Annotated in this window: 12 protein-coding genes; all 12 read right to left on the reverse strand. The window is 46.0% G+C overall.

Features of this window, described 5'->3' with window-relative positions; genetic code table 11:
* A partial coding sequence (locus tag ABWY16_RS16050; RefSeq protein ID WP_353905666.1) for a glycoside hydrolase family 88 protein occupies positions 1–560 on the reverse strand: 560 nt, incomplete at its 3' end.
* Between the two features lie 48 nt (positions 561–608).
* A complete protein-coding gene (locus tag ABWY16_RS16055; protein WP_353905667.1) occupies positions 609–3,500 on the reverse strand; it encodes an exo-beta-1,4-galactosidase in 2,892 nt (963 codons plus the stop codon).
* Positions 3,501–3,614: 114 nt separating this feature from the next.
* On the reverse strand, positions 3,615–5,750 hold the full coding sequence (locus ABWY16_RS16060; RefSeq protein WP_353905668.1) for a hypothetical protein: 2,136 nt from the start codon (positions 5,748–5,750) through the stop codon (positions 3,615–3,617).
* Positions 5,747–6,850, reverse strand: coding sequence for a glycoside hydrolase family protein (locus ABWY16_RS16065; RefSeq protein WP_353905669.1), 1,104 nt, complete (start codon positions 6,848–6,850; stop codon positions 5,747–5,749). Before ABWY16_RS16065 ends, ABWY16_RS16060 begins: the two co-directional genes overlap by 4 nt.
* Before the next feature lie 6 nt (positions 6,851–6,856).
* Positions 6,857–7,651: a rhamnogalacturonan acetylesterase gene (locus ABWY16_RS16070; protein ID WP_353905670.1), complete on the reverse strand. Its 795-nt coding sequence runs from the start codon at positions 7,649–7,651 to the stop codon at positions 6,857–6,859.
* Between the two features lie 21 nt (positions 7,652–7,672).
* Complete coding sequence (locus tag ABWY16_RS16075) at positions 7,673–9,553, reverse strand: rhamnogalacturonan lyase (RefSeq protein WP_353905671.1); 1,881 nt, start codon at positions 9,551–9,553, stop codon at positions 7,673–7,675.
* A 33-nt stretch (positions 9,554–9,586) separates the two neighbouring features.
* Positions 9,587–10,999 carry a glycoside hydrolase family 28 protein gene (locus ABWY16_RS16080; RefSeq protein WP_353905672.1) on the reverse strand — a complete coding sequence of 471 codons (1,413 nt, stop codon included), beginning with the start codon at positions 10,997–10,999 and terminating at the stop codon, positions 9,587–9,589.
* Between the two features lie 2 nt (positions 11,000–11,001).
* Positions 11,002–14,679: a DUF4450 domain-containing protein gene (locus ABWY16_RS16085; RefSeq protein WP_353905673.1), complete on the reverse strand. Its 3,678-nt coding sequence runs from the start codon at positions 14,677–14,679 to the stop codon at positions 11,002–11,004.
* Positions 14,680–14,718: 39 nt separating this feature from the next.
* Complete coding sequence (locus ABWY16_RS16090) at positions 14,719–16,251, reverse strand: RagB/SusD family nutrient uptake outer membrane protein (RefSeq protein WP_353905674.1); 1,533 nt, start codon at positions 16,249–16,251, stop codon at positions 14,719–14,721.
* Between the two features lie 11 nt (positions 16,252–16,262).
* The gene (locus ABWY16_RS16095) at positions 16,263–19,463 is read right to left on the reverse strand and encodes a SusC/RagA family TonB-linked outer membrane protein (protein ID WP_353905675.1); all 3,201 of its coding nucleotides are present in this window, start codon (positions 19,461–19,463) and stop codon (positions 16,263–16,265) included.
* 75 nt (positions 19,464–19,538) lie between these two features.
* On the reverse strand, positions 19,539–20,504 hold the full coding sequence (locus tag ABWY16_RS16100; RefSeq protein ID WP_353905676.1) for a Gfo/Idh/MocA family protein: 966 nt from the start codon (positions 20,502–20,504) through the stop codon (positions 19,539–19,541).
* A gap of 581 nt (positions 20,505–21,085) precedes the next feature.
* Positions 21,086–22,036 carry a DUF6515 family protein gene (locus ABWY16_RS16105; RefSeq protein WP_353905677.1) on the reverse strand — a complete coding sequence of 317 codons (951 nt, stop codon included), beginning with the start codon at positions 22,034–22,036 and terminating at the stop codon, positions 21,086–21,088.
* Position 22,037: the final 1 nt, after the last annotated feature.

Genomic DNA, 22,037 nt, shown 5'->3' on the forward strand with positions numbered 1-22,037 from the left:
TGCATATACATTTGATACATGTACTCATAGTAGGCGTTATCATTATATAAAGCGCCGAGTTTAGCGAATACAGGCATTCCCATTTGCATGGCATCGATCAATGTCCAGTCGTCAATCTTAACGGATTTCATCATCAGATCCATTGATTCTTTGATGTCTTTAATACGCTCTGGCTGTTTATCAAGATTGTACAGATCGATATAGGTTTGTCCGCAGGCCTGGTTATCACCATTACGCGTGCTTACTCCACCACGCAGTCCCCATTTATGTTTCTCGCCCCAGTCGGCCGCATAGTCATAATATTCTTTGGATGGCTCAACGGTATGCAGTGACATCAGTCCTTCGTAATACACGGCCCTTGTCCAGATATTACTGGGACGGGTGGTGTTCGTAGTGATGGTTGCACCCGGATCAGGCCATTTCTTCATAAAATAAGCATTGGTAGATTCCATTGCTGCCAGAACTGATTTTTTTGCAGGAGCTTTCTGTGCATAGGAATGCATGAAAGTGATCATCAGGGCCAGAAAAAGAGTGCTGTTTAATTTCATTGTGTTGTTCATGTTATTCCATTTTGAGGGGGAAATATTTGTGTTTAATATATTGTTTAATTATTGAGGTTTGGCAGGTTTAGGCTTTAATTCATCAGGACTGTCCCTGGTATATGTTTTAAAAACGATTTTGGAACCCGTCAGGAATACATCTTTTACTACAGAAAGTTCAACCTGAAACGCTGGGTTAAAGGCGTCCGACTGCATATATTTCTGCAGGCTGTAGAACAACTGTCTGGCCGCAGGACCTTTTTCTGCTGATAAATCTGCACTGGATACTACCAATTTACCTTTTCCTACCCTGGCTTCATACACTACCGCCAGTTTTCTGTTCAGGAACCAGGTATCTATAGATTGCAGCAATGGCCTGAAACCTGCCGGAAAATCTTCCAGGTTCATCACCTGGGCATTGTTCACAATCTCCCACCATTGCATATCGCTGTGAAAAGCTGTAGGGAAATCAGCGAAGGCCGCAGCTTTAGGATCAACCAGGATCCCCAGCGTGTGCGGAGGCCTCATCTTAAACCAGGAGGTATTCCAGAATACCGGCTGAAAAGTTTGAACCACTTCTTTTCCCTTGATTACTTTACCTGCAGCATTTAAAAACACGTTTCCTCCATTCCGGAGTATTTCTTCTGCTTTCTGATCCAGCTCCCTGCAGTAATAAACATCAGTTTTAATGGCTGGCAATTTCGCAGGGTATACCCAGAAATCCCATCCATTGGCAAATTCAGTTCCTTCGATCTTCACTTCAAGATGCAACTGCTCAGCTGCCTTAATGCCTGTCAATGCGAAGATGACCTTACCAAGAGCGAAGCAATTTCCTATCGGGATGTTTTTATTGTCAAAACTTCCTGAAGCCAGCACAGCGGAAGCAGAATTTGTGATCTTCCATCCTACTTTAGCCGCTGAAATTGGTTTTTGTCCATAATGTGCCACCTCAACCGCCGCTTCAAAAGTCTCATCATTCTGGTAAACGAATTGTGGAATCCTTGCCAGTAAAACTGTACTGTTGGAGAATCTCCGGAATTCCTCAGGGGAGATATATCCTTTTTCATCCCAGAAAGCATTCAGTACACCAACCAATGCTGTACCCTGACCGGGATAATCGTTCAGGGAAAGGAGCTGATATCCGCTATACCCGGGACTGCGGAAAGCTTTTTCTATTTCATTCTTATAAGCCAGCGCCTGTAACTTCCCTGATGCCATCAGAAAACGCTCAGCTTCATCCGCCATATCGTGGTCTTTCAGATCTTCCTCAAAAAGTTCAAAGTTTTTAGCACGGTATACACCGGTATACTTTTTTATCTCCTTGAAATCAGGAAACACGCAGTATTGACCCATTTCATGCGCTATAAAGGGTACTGTAAATTTGGAGATCAACGCGCTGTAATCCGCCATACTTTCCGGTCTTTCGTTCCAGCTCAGTCCGCGGGCACCGCCTCTTACCATGTACTCGTTGTTGGGGATCACCGGCCAGCTTCCACCAACAGATGCCCCGGTGTATAATCTCCTGGAATCCTTCTTTTTCCAGTAGTCGTTAAATTTTGTAAGGTACTCTACCTGTTTGCCTCTGGGTTCATTGCCATAGGCCAGCATGCAGTATGAAGCATAATTACCATAGGCTTTTTCCATCCTGTTAGTTTCATCATATATAAACTGGTCGATTGGTTTGTTATCGCCTATAGAAGTTCCGTGGTTGGCCCAGCTTGGCCCTTCAGGCTGCAGGTAGAAACCAGCTTTATCGGCCGCAATGAAAGCAGCTTCGGGCGGACACCAGGAATGAAAACGCATATGGTTCAATCCATGGGCTTTTGCAATTTTAAAGATTCTTGTCCAGGCTGCCTCATCCATTGCCGGATATCCCGTTAGAGGAAATTCGCAGTTGTTTACTGTTCCCCGTAAAAACACAGGACGCCCGTTGATCTCAAACTGCCTTCCCGAAGCTTTAAACTCACGCATCCCAAAGCTGATTTCTTTTCCTACTTTTTCAGCCGCAGTACTTAACACAACTGAAAGCTTATACAGGGCCGGATCAAACTCATCCCAAGTTTGCATTTTTTCACCCATCGGAAGTGTGATTTCTAAATTCCCTGCGCCCTTAACAATCCTGAAAACGGAGCTGACCGGAGAAACTTCCTGACTAACAGCTGTGTTGAAACTGCGCGCATTTAAAGTGATACGACCACTGCAGTCAGGCCCTTTCAGGGAGATAGCAATCCTTGCCGTTTTGCTTTTTAAATCAGGATAAACCTGGATATCATCAAACTGAATATGTGATCCTGCAGTTAACCGGATCCTGCCTACTATACCATTCCAGTTTCCCTGGGTATGGTCAGTCAGGCTATGGGAATCCTGCCCAACGTTTATTGCTTTGATACGGTTATCGATGCGGATGGTAATCCTGTGTTTTCCGGGGCTGAGCTGCTGGCTCAGGTCATATTTCTGTGCAGTAACAAAAGTATACTGCGATCCTGCTTCTGCCTGATCAACCCATACAGTAGTTTCAGAATGGGCATATTCCAGTTCCAGCAGGATTCTTTTTCCTTTCCATCCTGCCGGGATATTTACCTCGCGCTGATACCATGCTGCGCCTACATAATGTTTCGCAGGACTGAGCCAGAAGGGTATTTTGATATTGCCGGGCTGACGGTACTTTTCAAGCCGGGGATTAAAATAGTATGAGCTGTCATAGATACTGCCAGTCCATTTTGTCTGTAAAGTAATGTCATCACCTTTCAGGTTTTCTGCCATTGACCCTGGCAAGGTTACTTCTTCTGGCAAGCGTACGTTAAACCATTTCTGAGCGGCACCTTCATCCGCAGCATCAGTCTTGAAACGCCATTTTCCGGCGAGAGAAATCGTCTGGGCATCAGCCATATTGCCAATGAAAAGGATCATTATGAGCCCGGTAAGGAGCGCTGCATAAAATGGACGGTTTTTTTTGTTCATATCAATTGGTATTCTGCTTCATCAGCAGCTATATCTGGTTTTCAGCCCTATAATAAGTCAAATCGCTGTCAACGGCAACCTGTTGTATCCTGTTTTCCTGTAACGATGTTATGATCAGGGCATTTTTTGAAGTCCTTCCCACTTTACTTTCCAGGTACCGTCCTTTGGAAATCCGGGGTTGCTTTCTGTAGCTCCGTCCCATCCCGCACACATCATGGCTACCGCAGTGAGCAGGCCACCATTTCCCGGCAGGTACAGGCGCAGGCGCTCATCCTGGTAATTATGGCCATTTGCAAGATAAGTATTGGTCTTCACGTTCATCAGCAAAGCATCAATTGCTTTTTCAGGCAATCCCAGGCGTGCAGCTGTCATCGCTGTCATCGGGAAATCCCAGCCCCAGGTTTTATCCCAGCTCCATACATTCCAGACCAGGTCGAATGTTTTGCGCATCACCTGTTTATCCAGCAGGCTCGTTTCCGGCAGCATGCCATAAGCACCCAGTACAGAAGGATGGTCAGTTTTAAACTCCGGATTGGAATAAGAATCCTTTGCGCTTTCCGCAGCAAGATATACACCGTCCTGCAGAGGCAGAGGAGACAATTTCGCCAGGATATCATCCCATTTTTTCTCAGGCGGCAGCCCAAGGCGTCCGCGCCAGGCCTGTGCGGTTTTTAAGGCCCAGTTCCAGTAAGCCAGTTCATAAGTTGGATTAAAAGTTTCTTCGGCTTTGAACCTTTCCTGTGCAGGGATCAGTCCCGGCCCCAGCATGTAACGGCCTTTTGCTTCATCATAATGCGCAAAAGAAGCCATAAACTGAGCGGTACCAAAAACCAGTTCCCTATATTTTTCCAGTGTCTGTCTGTTTGGATGGGCACGGTAATCCATTTCTGCAAATGTGATGATATGGGGCTGTTGCCAGATCAGCAATGCGCCCACCGAAGAGGGGCTTTCATTACCATTGTTATCAGTCATCTTCTGCCAGCGCAGCCCATCAAATCCCTGACGCGCAGCCAGCTTTTTAGCCCCTGAAGCTACCTTGAAATACCAGTCGGCACTCTTTTCCAGCAGTTCAGGCCGTCCCCACATACCAAAATGCAGCATATGCCACCAGGTCATTTCCAGGTGCGGTTTGCCGTACCAGCTGTTGCAGGTTAAACCGGTCTCCTGCGGAGGCGTGGAACCGGCGCACTGAATTTTGGTAAGGTACTGCGAAAGTACTATGCGGCGTTCCAGTTCTTTTGCACGCGGATCTGTACTCCCTGAAAGGTCTACCGCTCCGCCACTTTGCCAGAATGATTTCCATGCCGAAATACTGTTACTTTCAGTAGCACTAAACAAGGGAATAGCCTTTACCGGCTTTTGTGGCGTAAACGATACGCTCAGGTCGAAAACCGCAGAACTTTTATCTGGTAACAGTACAAAGGCATGTTTACCTTTTTCAGACAGCAATGCTTTCCCGGTCCAGTGTAAGGCAGCGAAATACGAGGCCGAGTCCAGCTGGTGACTGATAAGCGCCCCCTCAGCCTGAGTTTTGATCACCGCAGAGCGATGTTTCTCAGATGAACTAAAGTTATCTCCTACATCTGCCCAGTCTCCCGTAGGATATGGAAAGCGCAGTTTTACTCTTAGTCTTCCCTGAGCTATGAGACTGGATTTTACCCGTGCAGACACAATATCATCTGTCTGATGGCACACAGTCAGCACTTCTACCAGTTGATTTTCTACAGTAAATGAACTTTTGATCTCTCCTTTATACAAGTCAAGTTCCTGCTGAATATTTTTAATGTCGGATGGCCCAGCAGCTTTACCGTTTTTAAGGTCTATCTCAAAACCCAGGCAACCCAATTGTAAACGGTGTACATTCTGGCGGAACCAGTCTGAAGCCATCTTGTTTCTTTCCGGCTTTTTGATTTGCACTACATAACTCACCTTTCGCCCGTACTGCTGATAATCCCTTAAGGACTCGGATATGTTGTACCCTGCAGTATCTTTAAAAGTATCCCAGCCCCATTCCGACTGAGTACCCAAAGGAATACCTGTTCTGTAACTTTCAGGGAAAGTCTGTAAACCCGTGGCATCTACCGTAAAAGCGAACTTTCCATTCCCAACCGACAACGAAGAGAGTGAATCAATCTGATCTACTTTTACATTGTGGCGGCCCACAAGGGCTGGCCGGTCTATTTTCTGAGCCTGCAAACTGGTGTAACACAGCAGCATAAACACAGCCAATGATCCTGTTTTTAATTTCATGTGATCCTGAATATAAATGGTGAAGCTGTCATGTATTTCCCTCCCTGTGATGTTGTAAACAGGTAGGTTGCTTTTCCCTTTTGAAAGAGCAGTTGCGGGCGTTCAAAACGTCCGTATTTTTTCAGATAAGAAGGTGGAGCTGGCTGTGTAATATAATGTGCAGCATCATAATAAGCGATCTGCGGCTCCGCCCACTTTATACCATCCCGGGATTCCATAATCAGGCCGTCCTCATGGTTAAATATGCCCATATCCCGAGCAATGATCTTAAACTTTCCTTTTTCCCGCCAGATGAACGCATCTTCAAACTGTTTGTTCCCTCCTTTATGGGAGAAGTCAATCACCGGATTACCCGCATATTTCTTATACGGACCTTCCAGTTTGTCAGCGATTGCGAGTCCGTATTTCCGGTTTCCACGGATTATGGGATCTGTAGAATTTTCATATTCGCTGGTGTTCCAGGATTTATAGTACAGCCAGTATTGGCCGTTCGGATGTTTGATAAAAGCGGGATTGGTAGTACAATGATCATCCCATGCACCTGTTTCGCCGGCTTCGAGCAAGGGCTGATCCGGCCGCTTCCATGGACCATCCAGAGAATCTGCAGTAGCCAGACCTATCCTTTTGGTATTGGTCTTTCCATTGGAATTGCCCATAAAAAAGAGGCAGTATTTACCATCTACCTTTTTGATCAATGGGTTATGGCAGGTAGTGGCATCCCAGAAACCTGGCCCCCGGGGAGCAAGGATCACCTCCTTAAACCTGAATTCTGATTCCGGGGACTCAGCTACAGCATGTCCAATTTCTGAGCCATTGATCCATCCGCCCATTTTCTTTGTGGCCACCCATCTTGAAAAAAACAGATGTATTCTGCCGTCCTCAGCTTCAACCGGACTGTTGCACCAGACGTAATAACCTTCCATTTCCAAAGCCCTGCCCAGGGGAGTCAGGTGTTTGGAAAACTCAGAAACATTGCCTGTGCCTTCAGCTGGATTTGTAGCCGCTTTAACAGGATTACTGTCACCAGCAATAGCTATCTCAGGCAAAAGACCTGCAGCCGAGAGCATCGCCATTCCAGAGATAAAATATCTTCTTTTCATTTGCAGCTACTTTTTAAGCATATACTTTGTTAGGGGGCACTTTTTCAGCAACTGTAAACCCTCAGCAACGGATGCTGCATTGATCTTTGCGCCTTCAGTATTTGTATGCGTATGGTCGCCCGGAAAATAAGCCTTCACTACAGACTCGCCAGAGATATCGTATTTATCTGCTGTGATTTTATTGAGGTCAACAAAATATACACCCTCTGCTTTGGCCACCTGCTCTGCCCAGCCGCCATACCCCTGTTCAGAACGCAGTACCTTGCCATCCTTCCAGTCACTTCGCGGGATGGGTGAGCAAACGATGGCTGTTGCACCTTTTGCTTTTGCTTCGTTTATAATTTTGCGCAGATACCATCCATAGGTATATACTACTTCCTGTTTTTTTGTGATCGGGTTATAAATATCCCTGCTTTCTGTACCGATACCTTTAATTGTTCCGCGGGCCCTTGCTGTATCGTCCAGGGGGCTCCCGTCATTGTGGCCAAACTGCATGATCACAAAATCGCCGGGCTTTATTTTTACCAGTACGCTGTCCCAAAGTCCTTTGGTTATAAATGTTCTTGAACTTGTTCCGCCAAGGGCGCGGTTCTCAATATTGATCTTTCCCTTATCAAAATAATCACCGATAAAGTCCCCCCAGCCCCACATACTGTTGATCCCTTTTCCTGAACCGTTTTTTACGGTAGAATCACCGATAACATACAGTGTAGGTTTATCTTTTAATAGGGTAAAAGCGGTAGAGAGTGATAAAACAGCAAGGAGCGCCAGGCCGAGATATTTTTTGTTTGATGTTTTCATATGCATATGTTTCGGTAAGTTCTATTTGTATTTTGGAGTAATAATATTAGGCACCGGCGCTTTTTTCATGCCCTTGCCCAGGTAAAATCCGGGATGCGGGGGCTGATTGTATCCAATATTCTGCCAGGCTATACTGAGCCTGTACTGAGGATCATGCATCAGCGTATATAATCTTTGCTGTGCCGGGATTGTTGTTGTATAAATCCTCAGCTGCTGATTGTCTTCGGTCCTGAAGATCACCTCTTCGCGCCAGTCGCCAAACAGATCGGCAGTCAGGGCAGGGTTAGCCTTGGAGCCGTTATTGGATACACATCCTGTGGCTGTTAACAGTCTGGATCCCTTATATTTATCGATATGATTACTGTCCAGCAGTTCGCGCGAAAGATCGCCGTCCCACCAGATTACAAAGTTAGTGGAAGAAGGGCTGTCCCCTACCCGCTTTCCTTTTGTATCAAACAGTCCGTTGGAGCCCGACCACCATAATTGTGCCCCGGTAAGCGTAGTATCAATATTTTCAGCCACTCCCCTGCCTACATCAGTATTTTCTGAGCCTCTCCAGAGGATTTTCCCAGTCCGGGCATCATACATCGCAGCTCCGGGGCCTTTGGTATCGTCTTCGATCTCATGGATACCAAAAGCTTCCATCCCTGGATGTTCCAGATCGAGATCGGTCACATGCAGTGCATCACCATGGCGCAGTCCTGTGGTATACAAGCCTTTCCCATTGTCGTCAACACACATTGAACCGTAAACAATCTCATCTCTGCCATCACCATCTACATCTGCAACAGTCAGGTTATGATTGCCCATACCTGAATATGGGTTTTCGGCATCTTTAGAATCAAATACCCAGCGGGAGCTCAGTTTGCCATCTTTCCAATCCCAGGCTGCCAGCACGGTACGGCCATAATAACCACGGCACATGATTATACTGGGATGTTTCCCATCCAGATAAGCTATACACGCTAAAAATCTGTCTATCCTGTTCCCTTTCGTATCATTTCCTCCACTGCCGCCATGACCTCCCCAGCCGGCTAAATTTCCCCTTGCCGGCAGATAGTTGACGGTAGACATGATCTTTCCCGTTTTACCGTTGAAGATTGTAAAGTACTCAGGCCCGTCGAGGATTTTCCCATCAGCATTTCTCCAGTCCTTTTTGGCATCGCCAATTACTGTTCCTGCAGCATCCCTGGTTCCATCGGCAGTTTTACAGGCAAATTCTGCAATTCCATCCCCATCCAGGTCATACACCATAAACTGGGTATAATGCGCACCATCCCGGATATTGATGCCCAGGTTAATTTCCCAGAGCAGCGTGCCGTCAATTTTATAGGCCTGAAAGATTGCCGGATCAGTTATACCACTCTGTGAATTATCTTTTGTACGGCCAGCCTGGTGCAGGACGATCTCATATTCGCCATCCCCATCCAGGTCACCTGCGGAAACATCATTTGGCTTATAACCTGCCGGAGTTTTTAAGTTTACAGTCTGGTATTGCCTGACTGCTGCATTTGCCGGAAGAACAAAAGGCTTGCATTCTTCCTGTTCTTTCCCCCGGATAATGGCCTTTACCGTATAACTGTTTGCCAGATCAAGGTCTACGCGGGTATCCACAAAGTCAGTGGTTTTGGTAACAGGCGCGCTATTTATTCTTACCGCAGGATTTTTCCCTGTTTTGCGGTACACATTAAAAGCTATGTCTTCAGGATCTGTGCCCAGCATCCGCCATCCCAGGTATACAGAATCATTTCCTTTGTAGACAGCAACGATGCCGCGCCCCAGGTTTTCCATCTGCCGCTGTGCTTTAGCGGGCAACATCCATAAGAACAGACCGGCTAACATGAGGACCAAAGAAGCAAACTTTCTATTAAACAATCCTGGAAACTGATAACTCATTTTCATCTTCAAATAATTTTAACTCACGTTTGGTATCGTTTATAATGGTATATTCATATCAGCAGTATCGCTCAAGACCGGTTTTCCGTGATCATCGGCGATAATTTTTACATTCTTAAACTCCCAGCCTTTCGCGTGATCGATCAGTCCTGCTTTTTCAGCCGTAACCGTCACATTTTTAAGGTGATAACCTATTAGTTTGGATTCAGCCAGACCGTTTGCATTGATTCCGGTTTTAGCGCTTTTAATATTGATATTGGAAATGTATACATCTTTAAAAACGGGGATACCTTTAGCGGCAGGCTCTACTTTCGTCAGCAGCTTTTTCCAGTGTGCGGGTATGGTAGCCTCATTGTATCCATCCGGTAATTTAGAATAGCTGTATGCCGGGTTCCAATTCATATTCACCTGTAAAAATGTACCTATACTATCCATTGCAATATTTTCAAAATAGATGTCTTCTACAGTCCCTCCCCTTGTAACGGCCGACTTCATATTGAGTGCATTTTTTGTGCCTTTACCCCTAAGCCCGGTCGCCACAATATGCCTTATACCTCCCGAAGTTTCACTTCCGAGCGTCAGCAAACCGGCGCCTCTGCGGGCAAGACATTTCCGGATCACCACATATTCTGTAGGGCGGTTTACCCTGAGGCCGTCCCAGTCCCTGCCAGATTTGATACAAAAATTATCATCATTACAGTCGATATCGCAGTTTTCTACCAGTACCCACGAAGAGGAATCTATATCAACACCGTCAGTACTCGGCCCATGGCCTCCTACATTGTTCTGAATCAACAATCCGTCTACGGTCACATGATTTGAATACAATACCTGTACCGTCCAGAAACCAGCCTGCTGTAAAGTCAGGCCACTGAGTGTTACATCTGTAGAGCCTGATATGAGCACTGTCCGCGGTCTTTTTGCATCGTAGTCAATAATCCAGCGTAAGCCTTTGGCGTCATATTCTTTCCGCATTTTCCAGTACATCTCCCAGAATACTTTTCCCTGGGCATGAACCAATCCATCACCTGTAACCGCCACATTTTTACGGTCGATCACATTGATCAGTGCGGCAGGCCATTTCATTTCAATACCTGCAATACGGCTGTCTATTTCAGGATAATCCCTGATGTCCTCACTGCCTTTTATTTTTACACCTTTCGCTATGCTGAGCTGCACCCCATCTTTTAGAAAAATGGACCCTGTAAGATAAACCCCCGGATCAAAAGTCACAATGCCTCCGCCTGCAGCAGCACAGGCATCAATCGCCTTCTGTATCGCAATGGTTTGCAGCTGTGTGCTGTCTTTGCCGGCAGCAACTTTAAAGATTTCCTTTTTTGCAGGTTTTGTTCTTGCCCCAACTTTTTTAACCCATTCATCCCTGGTCTGGGCATTCAGAGTACCAATGGTTAGCAGCAGTAAACAGCACAGAATATATTTATTGGTTATCATTGTTATAAAGTTAGGGTAACACTCATCAGCCCGATCACCACATCATTTGCAAGGGTAACCAGGCGAAGGCTTTTTAGTTCTTTATTTTTATCGAGCGGCAAATCCAGAACAGTAGCTGCACCGCCGGGTATCTGCAGATGTTCCGCTTTGGAGGGATCTGACTGTCCGGCGAGCTTTACACCATCAGCTGTAACTTCTGTAGTTTTTCCCTGGTCATTTACAGTTGAAAGACCCAAATCAACCTTTCCGGTTTTCAAGTGAATCCTCAGCGGCCGCGGCTGCTTCAGGTTAAACGCGAAGCCATCCGTATAGTAGTCTTCCTGAATTGGCCACCATGTTTCAGGGTTATGCAATATCAGCACTGATGAAGATCCATCAGCATACGTAACGATAATTTTGCCGTTGTCAAACTGGCTTTGCATCGGATTCGTAGATCCTGCCATCAGCAGATAAGCGTGATCTGCTTTTCCTGAAAGCGGGATTTCCTTTTCTGCAGGATAGTTATCCCAGCGCGAACTGAAAATGATGTTATAATGATCGGTATCGCCCCGTTGAGGCACATCTCCGGGTGTTTTAAAACGGATGCCTTGCGGAAGGCTGATCTCATTTGTTTTCCCGGCCAGCTTACGCAAGCCGCTGTCATCTATAGCTGCGCTTTCCAGCGAATGCGGCCAGTCGCCAATCCCCTGCCAGGGTATTTGCAGTGTTGGCCCCAGTTGCGGGCGCGGCGATAAATATTTGTTTTTAAAGATCTGGGTAACACTGGCGTTAAACCCGGAAGAGAGATCTACTGAACGTTGCTGAACGGTTCCATGTTCCACATTCCAGTTAACTACGCTTCCTTTAAATATCTCTTTGTTAGCAGTAGTAAAACGGATTTCATTTGTGCCGGTTTTGACCATTTCGCCTTCAATGCTTATTTCCTGCTGTCCCTTGCCGGCAACGGTGATCTTCTTTTCGAAACCATTAACGGACAAAACTCCCTGTACAGGAACAGAGCGGTTATTGATTACATCAAATACCAGTTTATTCTTTTCCTGTGATGCCGCCTGAACGAAGGATACAGGTTGGGATAAATCAAAACACAGCGGATACCAGCAGGTAAAACCATTTGTTTTGAGTTGTATAAAAGCTGTTTTGCTGCCTTCGGTTCCGCTCAGCTGAGCGGTAAAAGAAGATCCTTTAAATTTTGCTGCTGTAAAGACTTTCTGCGGATCATTCAAACCAATTACCGATACATTTGCCCCTGCATTCAGCCGGAGCTGATCGCCAATAGCATATTGCCTTTCCAGCTGTATCTTTTGGAAAGGTTCTCCCTGCCATACGATTTCTATCCCAATTTGTTTAACAGTATTGAGCGGGATATCAATTTCAATCACAGGCAATCCAACAGCAGCGGGAATACTTTTCCATGCTACCGGGCTTCCATTAAGTTTTACACTGCTGACCGACTGTCCATGTGCTTTTACCTGTAGTCTGGTGGATAAAGCCTGCTCAAAAGCCGGGACGATCATATACCGGTCTGTCTTACCCTTTCTTTTAAAGTCAAAGTAGATATCGGGTGTATTGATCGAAGCATGGTCCCAGGATTCCGGAAAACCGGGTCGTATAGTAAACTGACCGGCTAATGCGTCAGGCACAATTCCAAACAGTCCTTCCACCAATGCCCTCGAGGAAATCCCAATAGGATCGGCAAAATCCCGGTAAGCTTCGCCCCTTGCCGCATCATAATGTGAGATCTGTACAAAATTACCAGGACTTCCGCCCAGATACATATCCGCCAGAAGCTCGCTTTTGAACAGTTTAAACCCTTCCTCATTTCTGCCGGCCTGCCAGTTGGCAAGAGCCGTATGCATGGATTCCGCCATTGCCACATTGTTGAGAGACCAGGTATAGGGCATCCAGCTGGTGGTAGATAAAGTATAATACGCTTCCTTATCCAAACCTTTTGCCTTTACGGGAATATGAGGAATTGCATCGTCAATATAACGCAGGCTCTGATAAGCCTGGAAAGCATCAGGAACATCCGAATCGATGCTATGGTAAATCGTCCACAAGGCAGCAGAAGGATGCTGGGCTTTTAGTCCAAGTGCATCCCTGTATTCAGCATAGGTTCCCGGCCCCGGCATCCAGAGGCTGGCATTCATTGCTTTTAAAATCTTTGCGGCTTCAGTTTTGTAGGTATCAGCAGGTTCTCCGAGTAGCGAGGCTACGCGGGCAGCCATCACATTTGCGCGGTAATTATAGGCCGACGAATGTGTAACGGCACCACCGCTGTAATAAAGTGCATCACTTGCCCATATTACGGCATAGGCATCATACAAACCGTCATTGTCAGGATCGAAATTGCGTTTTTCCCATTCCAGATGCCGTTTGAGGATGGGCCACATTTGCCTTGCAAATTTCAGATCACCCGTCCAGTTGAAATGCCGGAGCAGTTCATCTATATAGATGAGGTTCATATCATAATGATGCGGACGAATGGATTTGCCCTCAGGATCGCGACTGATATAACCGGAACTGAACATGGATGTCCCCATTTTTTCCAGATGCCTGGCGAGACGAAAGGCCGTATCGGGAATTACCTGCCCGGTCAGAGGCAATAAAACCTGAGATTTTGCATAGGATTCAAAGTGTGATCTTGCCCGGTCATGCCAGCCCAGCGGGTCAGCGGTATAGGGACCGCGCCAGCCGTTAAGCCGCATTCTCCAGCCTACCGCGCCGTGCATATAGGATGGTTCCTCCCAAATGGCATCCGAGGCAATGCTGATCGCAGCTCCAATGGTGTTGATATAAGGATCTGGTGTATTTACTGTGATGCGTCCGGCAATTTTCTGCCTTGAAGCTTCTGCTGCATGAAAGATGCCGGCCAGGCTGCTGTATCCTGATGTACTTGCTCCTTCCTTTATCAGAATATACTGACTTTGACCAGCGGCGATAGTTTTGATACAGCTAAGGACTGGTTTACCTGAACTGCTGCTCTGACTAAATTCAATAGGTTTGTCCAGCGATCCGGCATCAGCAAGTTTTAACTGACCAGGGAAAACCCCGGATAAAGCCGCTTCATTTTTACCATATTTAAGTTGGAAAGAAGCATCCTTAAGCTGATACCTGTTATCCCTGCAATTTTCGGGATCAAGGTAGAAACTTGATTCAGGATCCGGACCCATATCGCCTGAACGGCTGAATTTTTTGCCGCTGACTCCTCCAAAGGCATAAACCAGCCGGATATTCTGCAGGGGACCATCCATCCAGGTTTTTAGGATCAACCCTTCATTATCAGCCAGTGCCAGGATCACTACATGCAGGATTCCCTTCCCCAGTAAAGGATCACGGATTTCATAGCTCATTTTTCCGGGCGTGTATCTCGCTGTGATGTCCTCCGCTTTGATGAGCCAGGTACTTTTATCTCCACGGATAATACCTATCTGCAGGTTGCCGCCCATACCGGGCATATACATGGAAAACTCGGGAAGATCGCCCGCTTCTACCCTGAAAGCAGAATGAGTTCCGTATAATGCACGGTTAAACCTGCGCTTGCCATTGCGGATAACAAAATCTTCCCCTTCGGGATGATAGCGCAGTGTCCTTTCCTCTCCATGCCAGGGCTGCTGCTGAAGCCTTAAAGGATAAAGCTCCTGTGCAGCTGCAGAGCAGCCACACAAGAGCAATAAGATCAAAGACCGGCAGAATATTTTTTCTGTGCGGAACAGCATGATTTAATAACCGCTATTCTGACTGTATAATCCGGTTTTCACATCCATCTGGCTTTGCGGCACAGGATAGATAATATAATTAGGTGTAAATGGCTGGATCTGTTTTCTCACATCATCAGCAGCAATCCATGCAGGCATTACCGTAGTAACGAGTCCACTGCGTACCAGGTCATGCCAGCGCGTACCTTCAGCAGCAAATTCCTTCCTGCGTTCTTCCATTAGCTGTGGCAGTGTTACATTCACCTGATTGCCTGCAAGGCCAGCCCTGAGGCGAACATTGTTCACTACAGCATCAACATCTGTAGCCTGTGATCCCGCAGCACCATGAAGCACACACTCTGCTTTCAGTAACAGGATATCTGTATAACGGAGTACTATAAAGTTGATCGGCCAGTCAGTTCTTGAAGCAGGTACTTTGGTCACATCAATATATTTTTTAAAAAATGACCTGGTTTCGGTTACTCCTCTCGGAATGGCATAACCCGCCTGGATAGAGAAGGTTTTACGTATATCCCCGGCTTCATAAGAACTCAGCAGGTTATTGGAAATCGGTCTGATTTCAAGACCGCCCTGGTTAGGCTGTCCCAGTGACTGGAAATAACCATCCGGTACCAGTAACCAGGGATAAGTAGCTCCCAGCTGTGGATTGGATCCTGTAGCAAATTCAATATTGAAAACCACTTCTCTGTTATTCTCATTGGTATATGAAAAAATGCTGCTGTATGCTGTTGTAGCTGTACCTGTGTTGGTGAGGAAAGTATATTGTCCGCTGCTGATTACATCATTTAACTGTGCAACAGCCAGACTCCACTCATTTAAACCTAGGCCAGGTCCCTCGATACTGTAAGTTGGTCCCGAACGTGTCATGTAAACCAGCGCCAGCAGCGATTTTGCAGCATGTTTAGATGCCCTGCCTTTGTCTGTAACAGCATAAGCAGAAGCTAAAGGCAGATTGTCGGCAGCAAACTGAAGATCCGAAAGGATCAGTTTGTAAACATCCGCAACCGGGCTTCTCGGTATGGTCAGTGCTTCATCTGTCAGTACAGGGTGATCAATCACAGGCACCTTTCCAAACGTCCTTACCAGGTCGAAGTAATAAAATGCACGCAGAAACTTTGCTTCTGCTTCATATCTGGTTCGTAGCGTTGCATCAGGAATAACTGCAGCACCATTTTTAGCAAGTTGATCAAGCAGGGTGTTAGCTCTTGAAATACCGTTAAAATCTTTCAGCCATGCTTCTTCCACATACGCATTTGCAGCGATTGTCTTGAAAAAGCTGTTGATACCTTCCCAGTCGCGCACACCACCTTCAGATACTGCATATAAGTTATCAGAACGTGTCTCCGATAGATTAAGCAGCCTGTCAGGATAGGTACGAAGGTCGTTATATACTGCATTGATGCCTTGCAGAAAGTCATTTGGTGCAGAAAAATAGGTATCTGTGGTATTGTTTGATATCGGTTGCTGATCAAGAGATTTCTTGCAGGAAGTGATCAGGGCAGCACCGGCCAGTAATGTATATATAAATTTCTTCATGATTTCTTTCGTTAAAATGTAAAGTTCAGACCCAGGATTAAGGATTTAGGCAAAGGAAGTCCGCCATAATCACCCGCTTCCGGGAAGATGTCGCTACCGCTCAGGTTGGTGTTACTGGCTTCAGGATTGAAACCCCCTTTGTAACTGTCACGTCCAAAGAAGTTCTCTGCTGTCACGTAGATCCTTGCACCTTTTACAGCTTTGGTTTGAAACTGTTTGCCCAGGTCATAACCCAAAGTAATGTTACGTACACGTACATAATTCGAAGAATACAACCAGTCTGTATTTTTGATACGGCCGAAAGTTGAATAAGCTTTTCCAACTTCACCGGCACCCGGACTATCAGGAGAGCGCCAGCGGTCTCTGAAGAAACCAAGAGCATTATCCGGAACACCTTGTCCTGTTCTACCCAGAGCACGCCCAAGCAGTGAATAGATAGACCCGCCTGTTTGTCCCTGTACAAGTACCGTCAGGTCGAATCCTTTATAGCGGAATGTATTTGTTACCCCAAAAGTCCAGTCCGGATTCGGATGACCAACGATCTCACGGTCATTCGCATCAATTACACCGTCGCCATTGGCATCTTTGTATTTTGGATCACCTACGGTCTGGCTGCCAAAAAGCGCAACCTTATTGTTGATGTCCTGTTGTGTAAGAATACCTTCCTGACGTACTACATAAATGCTGTACATTGGCTCGCCTACTCTCAATAAACTGTGCGATACATCAAAGCTTGATGGGATCAGAATCTGTGATTGTCCTGCAGCCAGTGAAACTACCTTATTTGAATTATGACTTACATTAACTGAGGTATTCCATTGGAATGCACCGGTTAAGTTTCTGCTGCTCACTTCAAACTCCAGACCTTTGTTTCTTACACTACCTGTATTGCTGAGCTGAGTACCAAAACCTGTTACTTCAGGAATAGGAACATTCAGCAAGAGGTCGGTGTTTAATTTATTGTAGTAATCAACCGATGCTGTAATACGGTTCTGGAACAATCCGATATCCAGACCTATGTCTGTCGTTTTTGATTTCTCCCAGCTCAAGTTTGGATTGGCCACACCAATCAGTGCCTGTCCATATGCCGGCACACCATTGAAGGTATAGTTATTGCTGCCCAGCAAACCTCTGCTGCTGTAATCACCGATATTGTAATTTCCGGATTCACCATAACTTACTCTCAGTTTCAGTTCACTGATTTTTTTGCTGTCTTTCAGGAAGCTTTCTTTAGCAATATTCCATCCGGCAGATACCGATGGGAAAATTCCATATTGGTTATTGGTGCCAAAACGGGATGATCCGTCTCTCCTGATACTGGCCGAGAATAAATATTTCTGGTCAAAGCTGTACTGCAACCTTCCAAAATAAGACAGCAATACGTTCATTGCCTCATTGGTACTTCCGTTTACCGCAGATGCACTTCCCAGCGTGGTAATTCCACCTACGCCAAAACCTCCTACTGAGGAAAGATTTACGTTTTCAATTTTATCTGAGTTGTACGCCTGTCCAACCAAAACTGACAGGTCATGTTTTTCTTTAAATGTCTTTACATACGACAGCGTATTTTCATTTACGAACGTACGTTTGCGGTATCCTCCATAAGAACCTGATGTGCCCAGATTTGGTGATGTTGTTCTTGTAGATAATGAACCTGTGATGGTATATGGAGTATAACTTTTTGAAGTATTGTCGGTATTATCGAGATTGACAGTAGTCTTAAAGGTAAGGCCATCCAGGATTTTATATTCCCCGAATACTGTTCCCAGTGTACGGAATTTCTTGGTCATTCCGATTGTATTGTTCAGTTTCGCCAGGGGATCATTGGTAGATACTGCCCAGATATACTGTGTAGAGTTAAATACGTTTACATTGCCCGCCATGTCCTGCTGGATAGGTGACATAGAGAGTGCCTGGTGAAGGATATTGTCCTTGCCTTCTACACCCGGATCATTGGTTACCGAATAGGTAGGTGCCAGGTTCACGCCGAATTTCAAATTGTCATTCGCTTTGATCTCCACATTTGCCCTTGCAGAATACGACTCGTAGTCCATTCCCACAACCATACCCTGCTGTTTCACATAGTTGCCCGAAACATAATAGTTCACAGTTTCAGTGGCACCACTTGCACCCAGCTGATAGTTTTGTGTTAAGCCTGTTCTGAAGATTTCATCCTGCCAGTCGATAACGTTGAGTCCGCCGTAACCCGGTTGTGCCCAGCGGTCGTCCAGCATATAGGTTACGTTGAATGCACCCGGAGCAAGACCTAAAATAGCGCGTCGCTGATCAGTCGTCTGACTTGCTGTTCTGCCTGTTCCTGAAGCTACCCACTGGGCGTTGATCATTTCAGTAGCCCTGTCGATCCATTCAGCACCATTCAGCATGTCCAGTTTTTTACTGCGCTCAACCGTACCTGCATAAGTATTTAAAGTGATCGTCGGCTTACCGCTCTTACCTCTTTTAGTAGTAATGAGTACAACACCATTGGCTGCCCTTGATCCGTAGATCGCAGCTGCCGAGGCATCTTTCAGTACCTGTATAGATTCAATATCGTTGGGATTAATGTTATCCAGGGGATTTCCTGTCGAAAAGTTTCCTGATCCATTCGGACTTGCCGAAGCGAGGGGAAAACCGTCAAGGACATATAAAGGTTCATTTCCTGCTGAAATTGAACCTGTTCCCCTTACCTGGATGCTGAAAGCTTTTCCGGGGGTTCCACTGGTTTGTTTTACTGATACACCTGCCATCTGGCCTACCAAAGCCTGATCAACCCTTACAATAGGTCGTTCTTCCAGTTTGTCGGCTTTAAATGTAGCAATGGCACCGGTTACGTTACCTTTCTTTTGCGTACCATAACCAACCACCACAACTTCATCAAGTTTGGTATTGGCTTCAAGAAGTTTGATATTGATCAGGCCCGCCTTGGTAACAACCACTTCCTGCGGCAAATAACTGATATACTGAAATACGAGTGTTGCGCCGATCGTAGTTTTAATGGCATAAATACCATTGGCGTCGGTAGACACGCCTTGTGTAGTACCTTTAATTTTAATAGAAACTGCTGGCAGAGCGAGCCCTTTTTCATCAGACACCTTCCCATTAACTGTGACACTTTCCTGTGCGAGAAGTGTAGTTATACTAAAAAGAGAAAAGAAAAAGAGTGCTAATAATTTTTTGCCAGAAATGTTAGCGAAAAGTAGGATTTTGGACATAGGACACTGGTTTATTATTTGGTGCTCTAAAACTATTTATATTGTTCAGCACTCGCAACCTGTCCTGTCCTGCCCCTATTTTACAAAACCATCCATAATCTCCATCGTTTTTATTGCTTCTTCTATAGAACAGGGATTGTCGTTCAGACCATTAAAGTAATCAACTACCTGGCCGATCATAGGTTGTTCAATATGCTGGGGATGTACAAATATTTCGGTTTTTTCCTCACCTGATGTTTTCCAGGTCACATATTTACCGAAAAAAGCAAAGCTGATGCTTCCCTCCGTACCAATGATCTCACAAAGATCCGTCTGCTGCTGCTCCCCAACATTAAAACACCAGGAACCATTCACCACTATACCATTGCGAAAAACGACCTGCCCGCAAACATGATCATCTGCCGCGCTTAGTCCCGATTGATTAAGCGCATAGCCCTGGTACTTCACTGCCTCTCCAAAATAGAATAACAGCAGATCTATCTGATGCGGTGCCAGGTCATGAAAATAGCCCCCGCCCGAAAGCCCGGGCTGCAGCCGCCAGTTATCCGCGGTATCCGCCACCAGCTCCGGAACTGCTGCCTGCCACATCCTGATCTGCACCGTTCGGATATCACCCACTATCCCACTCTCAATCAATTCCTTTATTCTCAAAAACAAAGGTACAGCACGGCGATAATGCGCTACCACCAATCTGGCACCGCTTTCCTTTACCGCAGCAGCCAGTACCTCCGCTTCTGCAGCATTCAAAGTAACCGGCTTCTCTACATAAACATTCAGGCCCTTTTTTAAAGCCTGCATCGCATAAGATAAATGGAAGGCAGGTGGTGTAGCTATATATATAGCATCAATCTCATCATCGTTCATCAGATCATCAGCATCGCTATACCATTTCGGAACATTATGCCGCCTGGCATAATCAGCTGCCTTATCCGCATCTCTACGCATTACAGCAACCAAACGGCTCCCCGCTATCTTATTAAACGCAGGCCCGCTTTTAACCTCAGTGACATCTCCGCATCCAATTATACCCCAGTTGATCATAATCTCCCTTTTAAAAGCAATATTACCTAAAATATATATTTATTAATACACCTGCAATTCGCCTCCAATTGCAACCCTGCAATTTAACCTCTAATTGCAACTCAGCAATTTCGCCTCCAGTTGCACCCTCTGCAATTCGCCTCCAATTGCGGCCCTGCAATTTAGCCTCCAGTAGCACGCCTGCAATTTCGCCTCCAATTGCAACCCTGCAGTTTAGCCTCCAATTACGCCCATGTACTCTCGCCTCCAATTGCAACCCTGCAATTGAGCCTCCAGTAACACGCCTGCAATTCGCCTCCAATTGCAGCCCTGCAATTCAGCCTCCAATTACGCCCCTGTGCTCTCGCCTCCAATTGCAACCCTGCAATTGCACCTTTAGTAGTACACCTGCAAATCGGCATCCAGTAGCACCCATGCATGGTTTTAACGCGCAAGGTTTAGAAGATCGTCTAGTACATCTGTTCAGATAATCTTTTAAAAAAAATGGTTTATATTACATTGATGCCTTCTGGCGCCCTTCAGCGGCAGGCAGCATCAATGTAATATAAACCATTTTTTAAACCAAAAATTTAAAGCAGAACCTAGATCCCTACAACCTTGTAAGTGACTTTATCTCCATCCTGCACAGCCTCATAGTAAACCCCATCTTCAGAAACATAAAGTTTCTCACCTCTTACAGTAACTTCTCTCGTATTTTCAGGGAGCTGATCTACAATATCGCCAAGTCTTGCACCGCTTCCGGCATTGACATCACCGTTATCAGTATTCAGCACACCGTCTTTTCCAGAAATAATGTAGGCTGTTTTACCATCTGCTTTTTCAACCGGGCTATAGTATACACCTTTATATTCGTAATAAGTTTGTCCGTTGATAGTTACTTCCTCTGCCTCTTCAGGAACAGAAGGAACTTCTGCACCAACCGGAGGTACTACAACTTTGTATTCATTATCATACTGTCTGTAGTACAAACCGCTTGAATAGTAGTATTGTGCATCCCCGTAAAAGAAAGGATAATATCCGAATGGCAAAACACTAAGGCTAAAACCTAAATATGGTCTGTAGTAGTTATAGTAACCATAATATGGTCTGCCAAAACCATGGCCGTAGTATCCGTGCACACCAAAGCGAGAACCCCCGTAAAAACCGCTGCGGCCTCTGCCTGCATATCCTCTACCCGGGCCACCAAATCCCCTGTTACCGCCACGGAACGATGATCCACCTCTGATCGCCAAACTACCTCTTCCACCACGTCCTCCACTGAAAGCACTGGTATTACCCCGCTGTCCGCCGAAGGCACTTGCAGCCCCACGTGAGCCACCACCATTGCTGATACGTGCACTACCGCCACCGCCGCCGCGTGATCCGCCACCACTACTCATGTGCGCAGAACCGCCGCCACCGCCACGGGAACCACCACCCCCGCCGCCGCCACGGCCACCGCGGCCTTGTGCCAAAACACTTTCTGTAGAAAATCCGCTGATGATCAGCAGAGCTGCCAGTACTATTACTGATTTAAACCTTAGAGTTTTCATA

It is taken from the genome of Pedobacter sp., assembly GCF_040513095.1.
Lineage (GTDB): Bacteria > Bacteroidota > Bacteroidia > Sphingobacteriales > Sphingobacteriaceae > Pedobacter.